Source organism: Pseudomonas sp. CC11G, from assembly GCF_056174845.1.
Genome location: NZ_JBWBZC010000024.1, coordinates 1 through 14,394, shown reverse-complemented (window position 1 = coordinate 14,394; position 14,394 = coordinate 1). Strand labels below are relative to the sequence as shown.

Below are 14,394 nucleotides of genomic sequence, written 5' to 3'. Positions count from 1 at the left end.
CGGCTGTTAGTTGAACAGGCCGAAGAAGAATAGACGGATGCTATCCCACACGCGGCGGAAGAAGCCACCTTCGTCTACGGGCTCCAGGGCGATCAGGTCCGCGCTGTGCACCACTTTGTCTTCCAGTTTCACTTCCACTTTACCAATCACGTCGCCCTGCTTGATCGGGGCAACCAACTGCGGGTTCAGGGTCATGTTTGCGCTGAGTTTTTTCAGCTGGCCGCGCGGCATGGTCATGGTCAGGTCTTCAGCCAGACCGGCTTTGACTTGGCGAGTAGCGCCTTTCCATACGGTGCCTTGGGCCAGCTCAGTGCCCTTCTGGTAGAAGGTCTGGGTTTCGAAGAAGCGGAAACCGTAGGTCAGCAGTTTCTGGGTTTCAGCGGCACGGGCTTGTTCGCTGTTAGTACCGAATACCACGGCGATCAAACGCATGCCGTCGCGCACGGCCGAGGCCACCAGGCAGTAACCGGCTTCGTCGGTGTGGCCGGTTTTCAGGCCGTCGACGGTCTTGTCACGCCACAGCAGCAGGTTGCGGTTGGGCTGCTTGATGTTGTTCCAGAAGAACTCTTTCTGCGAGTAGATGGCGTAGTGCGCCGGGTCTTCGTAGATGATTGCCCGGGCCAGCCGCGCCATGTCGTGCGCGGTGGAGTAGTGCTCCGGGTTAGGCAAGCCGGTGGCGTTCATAAAGTGGCTGCCGACCATGCCGAGTTTTTCGGCCGTGGTGTTCATCATGTCGGCGAACGCGTCTTCGCTGCCGGCAATGTGTTCGGCGGTGGCGACGCTGGCGTCGTTGCCGGACTGAATGATGATGCCGTGCAGCAGGTCACCCAGAGCGACCTCGGTGCCGACCTTGATGAACATGCGCGAACCGCCGGTACGCCAGGCGTGTTCGCTGACCATCACCTTGTCGGTTTCGCTGATCTGGCCACGGCGGATTTCCAGGGTGGCGATATACGCGGTCATCAGCTTGGTCAGGCTGGCTGGCGGCAGGCGCTGGTCACCGTTGTTTTCCAGCAGCACGTTGCCGCTGGCGGCGTCCATCAGCACATAGGCTTTGGCAGCCAGTTCCGGCGCGGCCGGAACGGCCGTTTCGGCAGCCCAGGTAGCGGGGGCGGTGATCAGGAGGGCGAACAGACTCAGACGACGGGTAAAGGCGGTGATATTCATCAGTCTCTCAAGTTACTAATGGCAAACAGGCTCTTGCGAGCAAGTCGGTTAAAGCCGGCGATTTCAGGGAATCACTCGGGCTTCACTAATGTCGGTTGACCGAGGTTGGCCAGCCGCACGCTGTTCTGGAGTTTTGTCGCTTCACCCTGCGTGCTTACCGGCCCCATCCGCACGCGGTGGAAGGTCTGTTGGTTGCGCACCACCGAGCTGATAAACACCGGGGCATTCACCATCGTGCTCAGCTTGTCCTTCAGGAGTTCCGCAGCGTCCGGATTGGCGAAGGCTGCGACTTGGAGATACAGGCCAGATGGCTCGAGTGAAGCGTTTTTTTTTGCGTCGATTTGCACCTGCGCGGGCACGACGTCGGCGGCGTGTTGGGCCGGCGGCGGGGTGTACTGCTCAACAGGCTGGGCCATGGTTTGCGCCAGGGTCGGCTTGACCGGCTGCACGGCGGCCATCTGCGGCTGGGCCAGCACCATCGGCACCGGGCGACCCTGTTGGGCCCACCACTCGGCCGGGTCGATGCCTTCCACTTTTACCCGTGCGGTGCCCACTTCGGCGTAACCGAGCTTTTTCGCTGCGGCGAAAGACAAGTCGATAATGCGGTCGGAATAGAACGGACCACGGTCGTTGACCCGCAGAATCACGCTCTTGCCGTTATCGAGGTTGGTCACCCGCACATAACTGGGCAGCGGCAACGTCTTGTGCGCGGCGCTCATGCCGTACAGGTCGTACTTCTCACCGTTGGCGGTGGCCTGACCATGGAATTTGGTGCCGTACCAGGACGCCGTGCCAGTGGCCAGATACCGCTTGGCATCGGGCATCGGGTAATAGGTTTTACCCAGCACGGTGTAGGGGTTGGCTTTGTATGCGCCGTAATACGGCATGGGCACGGCATCGGGAATCTTCGAAACGTCGACATCCCACCACGGCGCGCCATCGCGGTGCGGGCGGGAGAAATCGCCGGGGCCAGACGTGGCGGTAGATTGCGTAGGCTGCGGCGCACGGCTGCTGGAGCAACTGGCGAGCATCACGGCCAGGGCGCCAAAGGCGAAGAGCTTGAACGGCGTTGCCTGCATTTACTTGGTGCCCCGGGCCTGAACAATCAAATCGGACAGCTGATGCACCGCCATGGCGTACATCGCGCTGCGATTGTAACGAGTGATGACATAAAAATTGGGTAAGCCTAACCAATATTCCGGGCCGGCTTCACCATCCAGACGAAAGGCAGTCACAGAAACGTCATCGCGCACCGCTTCATGGCTCGACCAGCCCATAGCGCGCAGCTCGCCCACGGTCTTCACCGGGTCCAGGCCCACAGTCAGGCCGTCTTCGGCCTGCTCGCCGCTGATTTGCGCGGTGCTGACTACGGCCTCGCCGGTTACCCAGCCATGGCGTTTGAAGTAGCTGGCCACGCTGCCGATGGCATCGTCCGGGTCGTTCCAGATATTGATGTGGCCGTCGCCGTCAAAGTCCACAGCATAGGCGCGAAAACTGCTCGGCATAAATTGCGGCATGCCCATGGCGCCGGCGTAGGAGCCTTTGAGGGTCAGCGGGTCAACTTGTTGTTCACGGGCCAGTAGCAGGAACTGCTTGAGTTCCTTGCGGAAGAAGTCGGCACGCGGTGGGTAATCGAAGCCCAGGGTCGACAGCGCGTCGATCACCCGGTAGCTACCGGTGTTGGCGCCATAGGACGTTTCGACGCCGATGATGGCGACGATTACCTGAGCCGGCACACCGTATTCCTGTTCTGCACGGGCCAAGGCGGCTTCGTGCTGCTTCCAGAACTCCACGCCCTGGTTGATACGGCGGTCGGTAATAAAGATGGGACGGTATTCAGCCCAGGTTTTAACCTTTTCGGCCGGACGGGAAATGGCATCGAGGATCGACTGTTTGCGCTCCACTTCGCGGAACAGGTTCACCAGTTGCTCACCGGCAAAGCCATAGTCGCGGGTCATCTCGGCAACGAATTCGGCAACTTGCGGCGACCCTTCGTAATCAGCGGCAACAGCCTGCTGGGCGAAACCGCAGATACCAGCAAGGCTGGCCAAATGTGCCGTGCGCGTGGCCCAGCGACGCAAACCTAGCATTAAATCCCTCACCCCAATCAAACCTGAGCAATCCACTTACGGTGCGTGTGGATAGCCATTAAAAGCCCAAACCCAGACATCAGTGTCACCAGCGAAGTTCCGCCGTAGCTAATGAAAGGAAGCGGCACCCCAACCACCGGCAACAGGCCACTGACCATACCGATGTTGACGAAGACATATACAAAGAAGGTCATGGTGAGGCTGCCGGCAAGCAGCTTACCGAACAGCGTCTGCGCTTGGACAGTAATTACCAGGCCGCGCGCAATCAGCAACGCATACACGAGCAACAACAGGCAGATACCTACCAGACCGAACTCTTCGCCCAAAACCGCGATGATAAAGTCCGTATGGCTTTCCGGCAAAAAATCCAGGTGCGATTGCGTGCCCAAAAGCCAGCCTTTACCGAAAACGCCACCCGAACCGATGGCCGCTTTGGACTGAATAATGTTCCAGCCGGTACCCAACGGATCGCTCTCCGGATCGAGGAATGTCAGCACTCGCTGCTTCTGGTAGTCGTGCATCACAAAGAACCACATGGCGACCGCCACCGGCACTACAGCCGTTACCGCGCCTAGGATCCAGCGCCATTGCAGGCCAGCCATAAACAGTACAAACGCGCCGGAAGCGAGCACCAGCAGCGCGGTGCCGAGGTCCGGCTGGCGGATCACCAACACGAACGGAATACCGATCAGCGCCAGGCTGATGGCGATGTGTTTTAGCCGTGGCGGCAAATTGTGTCGAGCCATGTACCAGGCAATGGTAGCCGGCATCAGGATCTTCATGAATTCCGCCGGCTGAAAGCGAATGACCCCGGGAATATTGATCCAGCGGGTGGCGCCCATGGCGTTATGGCCCATTACATCCACCACCACCAGCAGGCCTACACCGGCCATATAACCCAGCGGCACCCAGCGGGCGAGAAAGCGCGGTTCGAACTGGGCGATGACGCACATGGCCACGGCACCCAGGCCAAACGAGGTGGCCTGCTTGAGCAGCAGGTCAACGTTCTTGCCACTGGCCGAATACAGCACGAACAAGCTGCCGGCCGCGAGCACGGTAAGCAGCAAAAACAGTTGGCCGTCGATATGCAGGCGCTGCAGCAGGCTGGCGCGGCGGCGCATCACGTCTTCGTCGGAGATCGAGCGGTCGAAGTTGTTACTCACGTGAAGGTGCCTCGGCCGTTACCGGTGGTGCGTATTGGGTTTTCAGTTGACCGTTGTCGCCCAGCAGCCAGGCATCCATCACCGCCTTGGCCACCGGCGCGGCAACGCTGGAACCGCCCTCGCCGTTTTCAATCATCACCGCCACGGCAATCTTCGGCGCGTCGGCGGGGGCGAAGGCGATAAACAGGGCGTGGTCGCGGTGGCGCTCATCGAGTTTGGAGCGGTCGTATTTCTCGCCCTGCTTGATCGCCACCACCTGCGCCGTACCGCTTTTACCGGCAATGCGGTAAGCGGCCGAGTCGCCGACCTTGTGCGCGGTACCACGCGGGTTGTGCATAACTTGCTGCATACCGGCGCTCACCTGCGCCCAGTCGCCGGGGTTGCGCAGCACGATATCGGGCATCGGGTTCGGGTCTACGGGCGGCACGCCATCGACGGTTTTCGCCAGGTGCGGGCGAATCCATTTGCCATGGTTGGCCACCAACGCGGATACCTGCGCCAGCTGCAACGGGGTCGTCTGCATATAGCCCTGGCCGATCCCCAGAATCAGGGTTTCACCCGGGAACCACGCCTGACGATAGCGGGCGCGCTTCCATTCCCGCGACGGCATCAGGCCTGGCGACTCTTCAAACATATCCAGCGAGACTTTCTGACCAATGCCAAAGCGGCTCAGGTAGCTGCCCAGGCGGTCGATGCCGAGCTTGTGGGCCAGGTCATAAAAGTAGGTGTCGTTGGACCGCATGATCGCCGCCTGCAAATCCACCGAGCCGTCGCCGGTGCGGTTCCAGTTGCGGTACTTGTGGTCGTAGTTGGGCAATTGATAAAAGCCGGGGTCGAACACCCGCGTGCTTGGCGTGACCACACCGCTGTCCAGCCCGGCAATCGCCACCGCCGGTTTGATGGTCGAACCGGGCGGGTACAGGCCGCGCAGCACGCGGTTGAACAGCGGACGGTCCGGCGAGTCGCGCAGCTCGGAATAGGCTTTGAAGCCGATACCAGTTACAAACAGGTTGGGGTCGAAGCTCGGCTGGCTAACCATCGCCAGCACTTCGCCGGTGTTCGGATCGAGGGCCACGATGGAGCCCCGCCGGCCGCCCAACGCCGTCTCGGCCGCTTCCTGCAAACGGATATCCATGCTCAGCACGATATCGGCACCGGGCACCGGGTCAGTGCGTTTGAGCACCCGCAGCACGCGGCCACGGGCGTTGGTTTCCACTTCCTCGTAACCCACTTGACCGTGCAGCTGTGGCTCGTAGAAACGCTCGATGCCGGTTTTGCCGATATGGTGGGTGCCGCTGTAGTTGACCGGGTCGAGCACTTTCAGCTCGGCCTCGTTTATACGCCCGACATAGCCCACCGAGTGCGCGAAATGCTCACCCTGCGGGTAATGCCGCACCAGCTGCGCCACCACTTCCACGCCGGGCAGGCGGAACTGGTTTACCGCGATGCGGGCGATTTGTTCTTCGCTCAGCTCAAACAGAATCGGCACCGGCTCGAATGGCCGACGGCCCTGACGCATGCGCCGCTCGAACAGGGTGCGGTCTTCCTGACTGAGCTCCAGCACTTCGACAATCACGTCGAGCACTTGCTGCCAGTCGCCGGCCCGTTCGCGGGTCATGCTCAGGCTGAAACTCGGCCGGTTGTCAGCCACCACCACGCCGTTGCGGTCGAAGATCAGCCCACGGGTGGGCGGAATCGGCTGCACGTGTACGCGATTGTTTTCAGAAAGGGTCGAGTGGTACTCGTACTGAATCACTTGCAGGAAATACAGGCGCGCGATCAACACCATGATCAGCAAACAGATGGCGACCGCCCCCACCACCACGCGATTGCGAACTTGGCGGGCGTCTTTCTCGTGGTCCTTGAGGCGGATCGGCTGCGGCATTACGAGGGCTTATTTGTGATAAGGGTGCCCGGACAACACGGTCCAGGCGCGATAAATCTGTTCACCGATCAGAATCCGCACCAGCGGGTGCGGCAGGGTCAGCGGCGACAACGACCAGCGCTGTTCACTGCGAGCCTGCACCTCGGGTGCCAGCCCTTCGGGGCCGCCGACCATCAAATTGATGGTGCGCGCATCCAGGCGCCAGCGTTCCAACTCCACCGCCAACTGCTCGGTGCTCCACGGCTTGCCGGTCACTTCGAGCGTGACGATCTTTTCCCCCGGTTGCACCTTGGCCAGCATGGCTTCGCCTTCCTGACGGATCAGGCGCGCCACGTCGGCGTTCTTGCCGCGGGTGTTGAGGGGAATTTCCACCAGGTCCAGCGGCAGCTCGGCCGGCAGACGTTTGGCATATTCCTGCCAGCCGTCTTCCACCCAGCGCGGCATGCGTGACCCGACAGCGATCAATCGTATACGCAAGGGGAACCCTTACTCGTCGCCGCTGTTGAACTGTTCCGGGCTGTTCTGGTTTTGCGCACGGTTCTGCTCGGCGCCTTGCCACAGACGCTCAAGGTCGTAGAACTGGCGAGCGGTCGGCAGCATCACGTGCACGACGATGTCACCCAGGTCCAGAAGAGCCCATTCGCCAGTGTCCAGGCCTTCGCTGCCCAGTGGGCGCACGCCCTTTTCCTTGACCTTTTCCAGCACGTTATCCACCAGGGATTTGACGTGACGGTTGGAGGTACCGCTGGCGATCACCATGAAATCGGTGATGCTGGTTTTGCCGCGTACATCGATGGTGGTGATGTCTTGGGCTTTAACGTCTTCGAGGGCAAAGACGGCCAGTTTGACCAGGTCTTCGCTCGGCATTACAGGCTTGCTCATAATTAACTCTTTCTCGTGTTCAGTTCTGCGCGCGGTACAGCCCGCGTGCATTGATAAAGGCCAGCACCGCATCGGGCACCAGAAAACGCACCGACTTTCCGCTGGCCAGCAGATTCCGGATCTGGGTGGCAGACACCGCAAGCGGCGTCTGCCAGACAAAAGCAATCTGGCCGCTGGGCCCGGTCAGGGCCAGCGGGTCGCTGACACTGCGGGCCGCCAGAACATCACGCAGCGCTTGCGGCGCTTCGCTGTCGGCATCCGGGCGTTGCAATACCAGGATGTGGCAATGGTCCAGCAGTTCTTCCCAGCGATGCCAGGTTGGCAGGCCACAAAAGGCGTCCCACCCCAGCAGTAAAAACAGTTGATCCTCAACCGCCAGTTCAGCGCGCAACGACTCCAGCGTGTCGATGCTGTAGGACGGCCGGTCGCGCTTGAGTTCGCGGTCGTCCACCGTCAGCAACGGCACACCGGCAACGGCATGCTCGACCATCGCCAGGCGGTCTTGCGCTGACACCTGCGGCGCGTCCCGGTGTGGCGGGCGCGCGTTGGGAATCAGGCGCAGCTCATCCAGAGCCAGCTGTTCGGCAACTTCCAGGGCACTGCGCAAATGGCCGACATGCACCGGGTTGAAGGTGCCGCCCAGAATGCCGATGCGCTTGCCCACGGATGTCTGCTCGGTGTTCAAGTACGGATATGACCGTCGCCAAACACCACGTACTTCTCACTGGTCAGCCCTTCCAGGCCAACCGGGCCGCGGGCGTGCAGTTTGTCGGTGGAAATACCGATCTCCGCGCCCAGGCCGTATTCGAACCCATCGGCAAAGCGCGTCGAGGCGTTGATCATCACCGAGGCCGAATCCACTTCAGTAATGAAGCGACGACCCGAGGTGAAGTTCTCGGTGACGATGGAGTCGGTGTGCTGGGAGCTGTATTTCGTAATGTGCTCGATGGCCTCGTCGAGGCTGTCGACGATACGAATCGACAGAATCGGCGCGAGGTACTCGGTGCGCCAGTCTTCTTCGGTGGCTTCCAGGACATCGTTGCCCAGCAGCGCGCGAGTGCGTTCGCAGCCGCGCAGCTCGACGCTCTTGTCACGGTAAATGGCAGCCAGCGGCGGCAATACGCGCTCGGCGATACCTTCGTGCACCAGCAGGGTTTCCATGGTGTTGCACGGCGAGTAGCGCTGGGTTTTGGCGTTGTCGGCAATGCGGATGGCTTTGTCGATATCGGCCGCCACGTCGATGTACACGTGGCAGATGCCGTCCAGGTGTTTGATCACCGGCACTTTGGCATCGCGGCTGATGCGCTCGATCAGGCTCTTGCCACCACGCGGCACGATCACGTCCACGTATTCCGGCATGGTGATCAGCGCGCCGACGGCAGCGCGGTCGGTGGTTTCCACCACTTGCACGGCAGCGGCCGGCAAACCGGCTTCCGCCAAACCTTGCTGAATGCAGGCGGCGATGGCGCGGTTGGAGTTAATCGCTTCCGAGCCGCCACGCAGAATGGTGGCGTTGCCGGATTTCAGGCACAGGCTGGCGGCGTCGATGGTCACGTTCGGACGCGACTCGTAAATGATGCCGATCACGCCCAACGGCACGCGCATCTTGCCGACCTGAATGCCCGAAGGCAGGTAGCGCATATCGCGAATTTCACCGATGGGGTCAGGCAGGGTCGCCACCTGACGCAAGCCCTCGATCATCTCGTCGACGCGCGCGGGGGTCAGGGCGAGGCGGTCCAGCAGGGCCGGTTCCAGGCCATTGGCGCGGCCATTGGCGAGGTCCTGTTCGTTGGCGGCGCTGAGCTCGGCGCGCGCGGCGTCGAGGGCGGCGGCCGCGGCGTGCAGGGCACGGTTCTTCTGCGCGGTACTGGCGCGGGCCACCACACGGGAGGCTTCGCGGGCAGTGCGACCCAGGCGGGTCATGTAGTCGAGCACGGACTCAGTCATGGTCTCGTCGGTCTGGCAGTGGGGAAAGCGGCTGATTATAGCGGCGCGGCGGGCCCACGCCCAGCGGCGTCTGGCGGGTGGTAAACAGGGCGTTACAACACAGGCCCCGGTAACACTCGCAAGCGCAGCCGCCGGGGCTTGCCGGGAGACGGTGACACTTGCCCGCCAACGCCGCCCATTCCCCGCCCGAAGGTTAGGTAAACAAACAGGCCGCAGATGTCTACCTTGCAGGCATAGCCAACCGCCCACCCCAAGGACGGGCGCCCAAAAGAAAGAGGAGAAGCGGCCATGCGCTATCGCACCGACTACAGTCCGGCCTTACTCGGCGAAACCAGCCAACAGCTGCAGCTCGGCGACTGGCACCTGCACTACCAGGCCTATTCCACCCACGCCGACGACCCGCGCCACCCTGTGCTATTCCTCGGCGGCGCCTTCCAATGCTTTCGCTCATTCGCCAGCGAAGTGGAAGAGTTGCTGGCCGATCACCCGGTCATCCTCCTCGACCTGCCGAGCCAGGGCTGCAATCTGCAACTGGCGCCCGAGCTGAACCTGCAAGGGCTGGCCGACCTGATTGCCGGCTTTGTTCAGGCACTCGATATACCGCCCTTGATGCCCATCGGCCTGTCCTACGGCTCGGCGCTGGCCGCGCTGTTCGCCGCGCGCCATCCGCAGCACTGCTCGCGGTTGCTGCTGGCCGGCATCACCGCCTTTGGCCGCCGTGGCGCGCGGGTGTTGCTGGAAGAAAGCCTGGCCTTGCTCGCCGAAGGCCGTGCTGCCGAATTTGCCCACGGCGCCGTCACCGGCCTGCTCAACCCCACCCGCAGCCGGGAAACCGGCGTGGCCCCGGTGTTTCGCAAAGCCCTGTTGCGCCAGTTGCAGCGGCTGTCGGCTAGCGAAATTGAGCGGTATCGGCAAAACAGCCAGCGGCTGCTGGACTTCAGCGGCTTCACCGAGCACCCCATCTGCCCGACCCTGGTGCTGGCCGGCGAGTACGACCACTTCACCCAACCGTGGGAACACACACTGTTCGCCAGTTCCTGCGCGGCAGCCGAATGCGCCCTTATCCACAACGCCGACCACCTGGCGAACTTCGAACAGCGCACTGCCTGCGCCAGCCTCTACACCCCGTTTCTGCGTGCCGAGCCGCTGCCGCTGATCAGCCCCGGCAGCACGCACCTGCCGCGCAGTCAGTGGTTACAACTGGAAAAACGCCATGAGCCGAGGCATGCGCCGCTGCACAGTCGCGCGCGGCTGCAACATGCTGAAGTCGGCGAATTGACGGTGGACGTCAGCGAGCTGGGCTTTTTTGGTGGGTTACTGCACGGCGATTTGCCAAGCCATGTGCCGCAGCGCGGCTGGCAATTGCAGATGGTGGATATGCCGGCGCTGGCGATTTTGCCGTTGCGCAGCAGCAGTTCGGAGTTGGCGTGGGTGTTTCCGCATACGGATGCGGCCGGGAGCGCGGCGTTGGCGGAGCGGGCCGTAGGAGCGACCTTGATCGCGACCCCTGCAAACGGAAAAGCTTCGCTAGCAAGCTAGTACGTAGGTTGGGTTGAGCAAAGCGAAGCCCAACGAACGTCGAACGGCTCGTTGGGCTTCGCTGCGCTCAACCCAACCTACGGATCACACCGATGCCTCAATCACCCTAACCAACGTCGCCTGCGTAATCGGCGGCAACCCCTGGCTATGCAGCGCCGGGTCCAGCACCTCGGTGCGCCCGAACCCGCAGCGGCCAAACGCTTCGACAATTTCACTGGCATTACGGTAATGCAGCGGGTAATTGCCACGCGTCAGCGTCCCAACAATACCCACGCCCCAACGCAACTGCCGATAACGCGGATGCTCTTTGAGGTCCGGATACAAATCCGTCAAATACGTCGCCTGCGGAAATCCTTTCAGCTGCGCCGCCAGCGCCGTCCAGAATCCCTCGATCACCGGTCGCTCGAAGTAATTCACCAGGCCTTCGGTAATCACCAGCACCGGCTCATTGCGATCCAGCCCGGCAAAAAGCGACTCCAGACTTTGCTCAGCCAGGATATCCACCGAACGCACCTGATGGCGCCCGTTAAGCCAACCCTCGCTGTGCAGCAGCAGGCGTTTGCGTACCGCCATGCCGGGCAGGTCCGCCTCCAGATAACGCAGCTCGGGATAACGCTGACAAAACCGCCGCCCCCGTGGCGACAGCCCGCAAGCAATCTCCACCACCTGGCGCACACCGCGCTCTTCAATGGCAGCGGTGAGTCGCGCATCCAGCAGCAGATGGCGTTGCAGCAGCAGATGTTCGATATCCAGCCCGAACCCCACCCGCGCACCCCAGGCAATAGGCGTCAGCAGGCCATGCACCCAACGCCCGAAGGAGGTGGCAAAGGCGGCATCGCTGAGCTGGTGGCGGTACCAGACATACCCGGTGTAGTGGGCGCTGGGGCTGATATGGGCGCTGTCGGCACGGCTGCGGTCGGACATGGCCAAGGCTCTTATTGTTATGATCGCCCGAGCCTAAGCCCTGCCCCGTTGCGATAACAGCCCATGCCGAGTGAACCCACCCTTAGTTTGTCTGACCGGAGCTTGTCTGCCTGGCCAGCGGGCCGCGCCCTGCCCGACTCTTTTTTCGACCGCGATGCGCAGGTGCTAGCCCAGGCGCTGCTGGGCAAAGTCATTCGCCATTACGTCGACGGCCGCTGGCTGGCGGTGCGCATTATCGAAACCGAGGCCTACTACTTCGCCGAAAAAGGCAGCCATGCTTCGCTCGGCTACACCGAGAAACGCCGGGCGCTCTTTCTCGATGGCGGGCACATTTATATGTACTACGCCCGTGGCGGCGACTCGCTGAACTTCAGCGCCCACGGGCCGGGCAATGCGGTGCTGATCAAATCGGCGTTCCCGTATACCGACGCCCACAGCGGGCCGGACAGCCTTGAGCAAATGAAGCGCAACAATCCCATGGGAAAAACGCCCGACAGCCTCGGCCAGCCGCGCCCGCTGGAAAAACTCTGTAACGGTCAGACCCTGCTCTGCCGCGCCCTCGGCCTTAAAGTGCCGGCCTGGGACGCCAAGCGCTTCGACCCCGAGCGGCTGTTCGTCGAAGACGTCGGCTACACGCCCGAGCAGGTTATTCAAACCACCCGTTTGGGTATTCCGCTAGGTCGTGATGAACATTTGCTCTACCGCTTTGTCGATGCTGCGTACGCCCGCCATTGCACCCGCAACCCGTTACGGCGCGGGCAACAGGAAAACCAGGATTTCTACCTTATGCGCCAGCAACAGGACCTCGCCCCATGACCGAGTGGCTTAACCACCTCACCGGCTGGCTCAGCGCCAACCCCCAATGGCTGGGTATCGCCATTTTTGTGGTGGCCTGCGTGGAATGCCTGGCGATTGCCGGGATCATCGTGCCGGGCACCGTGCTGCTGTTCGCCATCGCCGTACTGGCCGGCAGCGGCGCGCTGACCCTCGGTGAAACGCTGCTGCTGGCTACACCGGCGGCCTGCTGGGCGATGCGCTGTCGTACGGGCTGGGCCGGCGTTTTCACCAGAACATCCGCCGCTTGCCGGGGCTGCGCAGCCATCCAGAATGGCTGGCCGGCGCCGAGAGTTATTTCCAGCGTTACGGCGTGATCAGCCTATTGGTGGGCCGCTATATCGGCCCGCTGCGGCCCATGTTGCCGATGGTGGCGGGCATGCTCGATATGCCACTGCCGCGCTTTATCATCGTCAGCGTGATTGCCGCAGCCGGTTGGTCGGTGGCCTATCTGCTGCCCGGCTGGGCTACGGTGCGGCCATGCGTTTGCCGTTGCCGGAAGGGTTCTGGGGCCAGGCGGCCGTGGTGGCTGCAGGCCTTGCGGTATTGATCGGCGTGAGCCTGCAAGCCAGCTGGCGCCAACAGCGTTGGGCCACGGCGATCATGGCCGGGCTCGGCGCGGTGCTGCTGATTGCCCTGTTGATTGGCTACCCATTGTTGGCCCAACTGGACCAAGGTTTGATGGCGCTGGTGCAAGAACAACGCAAGCCGGCCATGGACGGTGTCGTCACCATCATCACGCGCCTGGGCGACTTCAAAACCCAGCTTACGGTCGGCGTCATGCTTTGCCTGATGCTGTTGGTGGCCCGCCAATTCCGCGCGTTTTTCTTCGCCACCGGCACGCTGCTCGGCTGCGCCATCGCCAATCATTTCTGAAGTTGCTGTTGGCCGCGCGCGGCCGGAAATTCTGCTGGAGCCGCTGCATAGCTCAGCATGCCCAGCGGGCATAGCTCGGCGTCGTTTGCGTTTTTCCTGACGCTGGCGGTGCTTGCGGCACGTGGGCAGCCGGTGCGGATGCGGTTGACCTGGCTGCTGCTGGCGGTGATTCCGGCGTTGTCGATTGCCCTGTCGCGGGTGTATCTGGGGGTGCATTGGCCGACTGATGTGATTGCTGGCGCGCTGTTGGCGGCGACTGCGTGCGCGATCAGTTTGACGATTTCGCAGTGGCGGGAGCCGTTGCCGGCGATGTCGCCGCGGGGTGGTGGTTGATTGTGCCGGCGTGTGTGGCGGTGTTGGGCTTCTATGCAAGCTGGGCGTTGCCGCATGCGTTGGAGCGGTATCGGTATTGAGGTTTTATGGGTGCTTTCAGGGTGGTGGTGTTCTTCGTTACCGCGTCTGCGGGGAGTTTTTGTTTCGCGCCTTACGCGCGAGTCACTTTTCTCAATCGCCAGAAAAGTAACCAAAAGCGCTTGCCCCTACCTGGGGTCTGCGCTGCGCTGCGACTTCCCTCGCTCCGTCGCTGCTCCAGGGGCCGGGCTGGGGCCATCCATGGCCCCAGCCCTCTCCGCGGCCCGGCCGCTACGACCCCTTACGCATCGACTCCACTCGGCCTGGCGCTAAAGGGCGGTTAGATCACAAGCGGTAGATCAAAGCCAGATCAAAGACCCCTCCCCCCGGCCCCTCTCCCGCCACCCGGGCGAGGGGGGACATAGGGCGAAAAAACCACTCCGATTTGCCCTCTCCCGCTTGCGGGAGAGGGTGGGGTGAGGGGCACTTGATCTGTTTTTGATCTGGCTTTTGATCTTGATCTGCCCGCCCCTTGAGCGCAGGCCGAGCGCAGTCGTCGTGGAAGGGGTTGAGCGGCCGGGAGCCGCGAAAGGAGTGAGGGCCATGGATGGCCCTTCTCGCCGGCCCCTGGAGCGGCGACGGAGCGAGGGGAGTTTTCACGCAGTGAAAACCCAAGGTGGGGGGCTAGACCTTTTGCTTACTTTTAGGGCAATGCTAAAGTAAGTCGCGCGTAAGG

General features: G+C 62.2%; 12 protein-coding genes and 1 pseudogene. 3 read left to right on the top strand and 10 right to left on the bottom strand.

The window, feature by feature from the left end; all coding sequences use genetic code 11:
• Positions 1–6: 6 nt before the first annotated feature.
• The 9 genes from AC0V2S_RS22485 to AC0V2S_RS22445 form a co-directional block, all read right to left on the bottom strand.
• Positions 7–1,167 (bottom strand): D-alanyl-D-alanine carboxypeptidase family protein, encoded by a 1,161-nt coding sequence (locus AC0V2S_RS22485; protein WP_475511644.1) that lies wholly within the window; start codon positions 1,165–1,167, stop codon positions 7–9.
• Between the two features lie 71 nt (positions 1,168–1,238).
• Positions 1,239–2,246 carry a septal ring lytic transglycosylase RlpA family protein gene (locus AC0V2S_RS22480; protein WP_475511643.1) on the bottom strand — a complete coding sequence of 336 codons (1,008 nt, stop codon included), beginning with the start codon at positions 2,244–2,246 and terminating at the stop codon, positions 1,239–1,241.
• The gene (gene mltB / locus AC0V2S_RS22475) at positions 2,247–3,257 is read right to left on the bottom strand and encodes a lytic murein transglycosylase B (protein ID WP_475511642.1); all 1,011 of its coding nucleotides are present in this window, start codon (positions 3,255–3,257) and stop codon (positions 2,247–2,249) included.
• Between the two features lie 17 nt (positions 3,258–3,274).
• Positions 3,275–4,378: a rod shape-determining protein RodA gene (gene rodA, locus AC0V2S_RS22470; RefSeq protein WP_475511713.1), complete on the bottom strand. Its 1,104-nt coding sequence runs from the start codon at positions 4,376–4,378 to the stop codon at positions 3,275–3,277.
• 34 nt (positions 4,379–4,412) lie between these two features.
• Positions 4,413–6,305 (bottom strand): penicillin-binding protein 2, encoded by a 1,893-nt coding sequence (gene mrdA, locus AC0V2S_RS22465; protein ID WP_475511641.1) that lies wholly within the window; start codon positions 6,303–6,305, stop codon positions 4,413–4,415.
• 9 nt (positions 6,306–6,314) lie between these two features.
• The gene (gene rlmH, locus AC0V2S_RS22460; RefSeq protein WP_122450698.1) at positions 6,315–6,782 is read right to left on the bottom strand and encodes a 23S rRNA (pseudouridine(1915)-N(3))-methyltransferase RlmH; all 468 of its coding nucleotides are present in this window, start codon (positions 6,780–6,782) and stop codon (positions 6,315–6,317) included.
• A gap of 9 nt (positions 6,783–6,791) precedes the next feature.
• Entirely contained in the window at positions 6,792–7,172 is a 381-nt protein-coding gene (rsfS, locus tag AC0V2S_RS22455; RefSeq protein ID WP_475511712.1) for a ribosome silencing factor, read from the bottom strand.
• A gap of 34 nt (positions 7,173–7,206) precedes the next feature.
• The gene (gene nadD / locus AC0V2S_RS22450) at positions 7,207–7,851 is read right to left on the bottom strand and encodes a nicotinate-nucleotide adenylyltransferase (protein ID WP_475511640.1); all 645 of its coding nucleotides are present in this window, start codon (positions 7,849–7,851) and stop codon (positions 7,207–7,209) included.
• 17 nt (positions 7,852–7,868) lie between these two features.
• Positions 7,869–9,134 (bottom strand): glutamate-5-semialdehyde dehydrogenase, encoded by a 1,266-nt coding sequence (locus AC0V2S_RS22445; protein WP_475511639.1) that lies wholly within the window; start codon positions 9,132–9,134, stop codon positions 7,869–7,871.
• Positions 9,135–9,422: 288 nt separating this feature from the next.
• On the opposite strand from AC0V2S_RS22445, the gene AC0V2S_RS22440 reads away from it, so the two are divergent.
• The gene (locus tag AC0V2S_RS22440; RefSeq protein WP_475511638.1) at positions 9,423–10,673 is read left to right on the top strand and encodes an alpha/beta fold hydrolase; all 1,251 of its coding nucleotides are present in this window, start codon (positions 9,423–9,425) and stop codon (positions 10,671–10,673) included.
• 84 nt (positions 10,674–10,757) lie between these two features.
• Here AC0V2S_RS22440 and AC0V2S_RS22435 read toward each other — a convergent pair whose 3' ends face one another.
• The gene (locus tag AC0V2S_RS22435; protein ID WP_475511637.1) at positions 10,758–11,597 is read right to left on the bottom strand and encodes a class I SAM-dependent methyltransferase; all 840 of its coding nucleotides are present in this window, start codon (positions 11,595–11,597) and stop codon (positions 10,758–10,760) included.
• Between the two features lie 63 nt (positions 11,598–11,660).
• Here AC0V2S_RS22435 and AC0V2S_RS22430 point away from each other — a divergent pair, with 63 nt between their 5' ends.
• Both AC0V2S_RS22430 and AC0V2S_RS22425 read left to right on the top strand, forming a co-directional pair.
• Positions 11,661–12,413: a DNA-3-methyladenine glycosylase gene (locus AC0V2S_RS22430; protein WP_475511636.1), complete on the top strand. Its 753-nt coding sequence runs from the start codon at positions 11,661–11,663 to the stop codon at positions 12,411–12,413.
• Positions 12,410–13,720: pseudogene (locus tag AC0V2S_RS22425) on the top strand (bifunctional DedA family/phosphatase PAP2 family protein). Before AC0V2S_RS22430 ends, AC0V2S_RS22425 begins: the two are co-directional and overlap by 4 nt.
• The last annotated feature ends 674 nt before the right edge of the window (positions 13,721–14,394 follow it).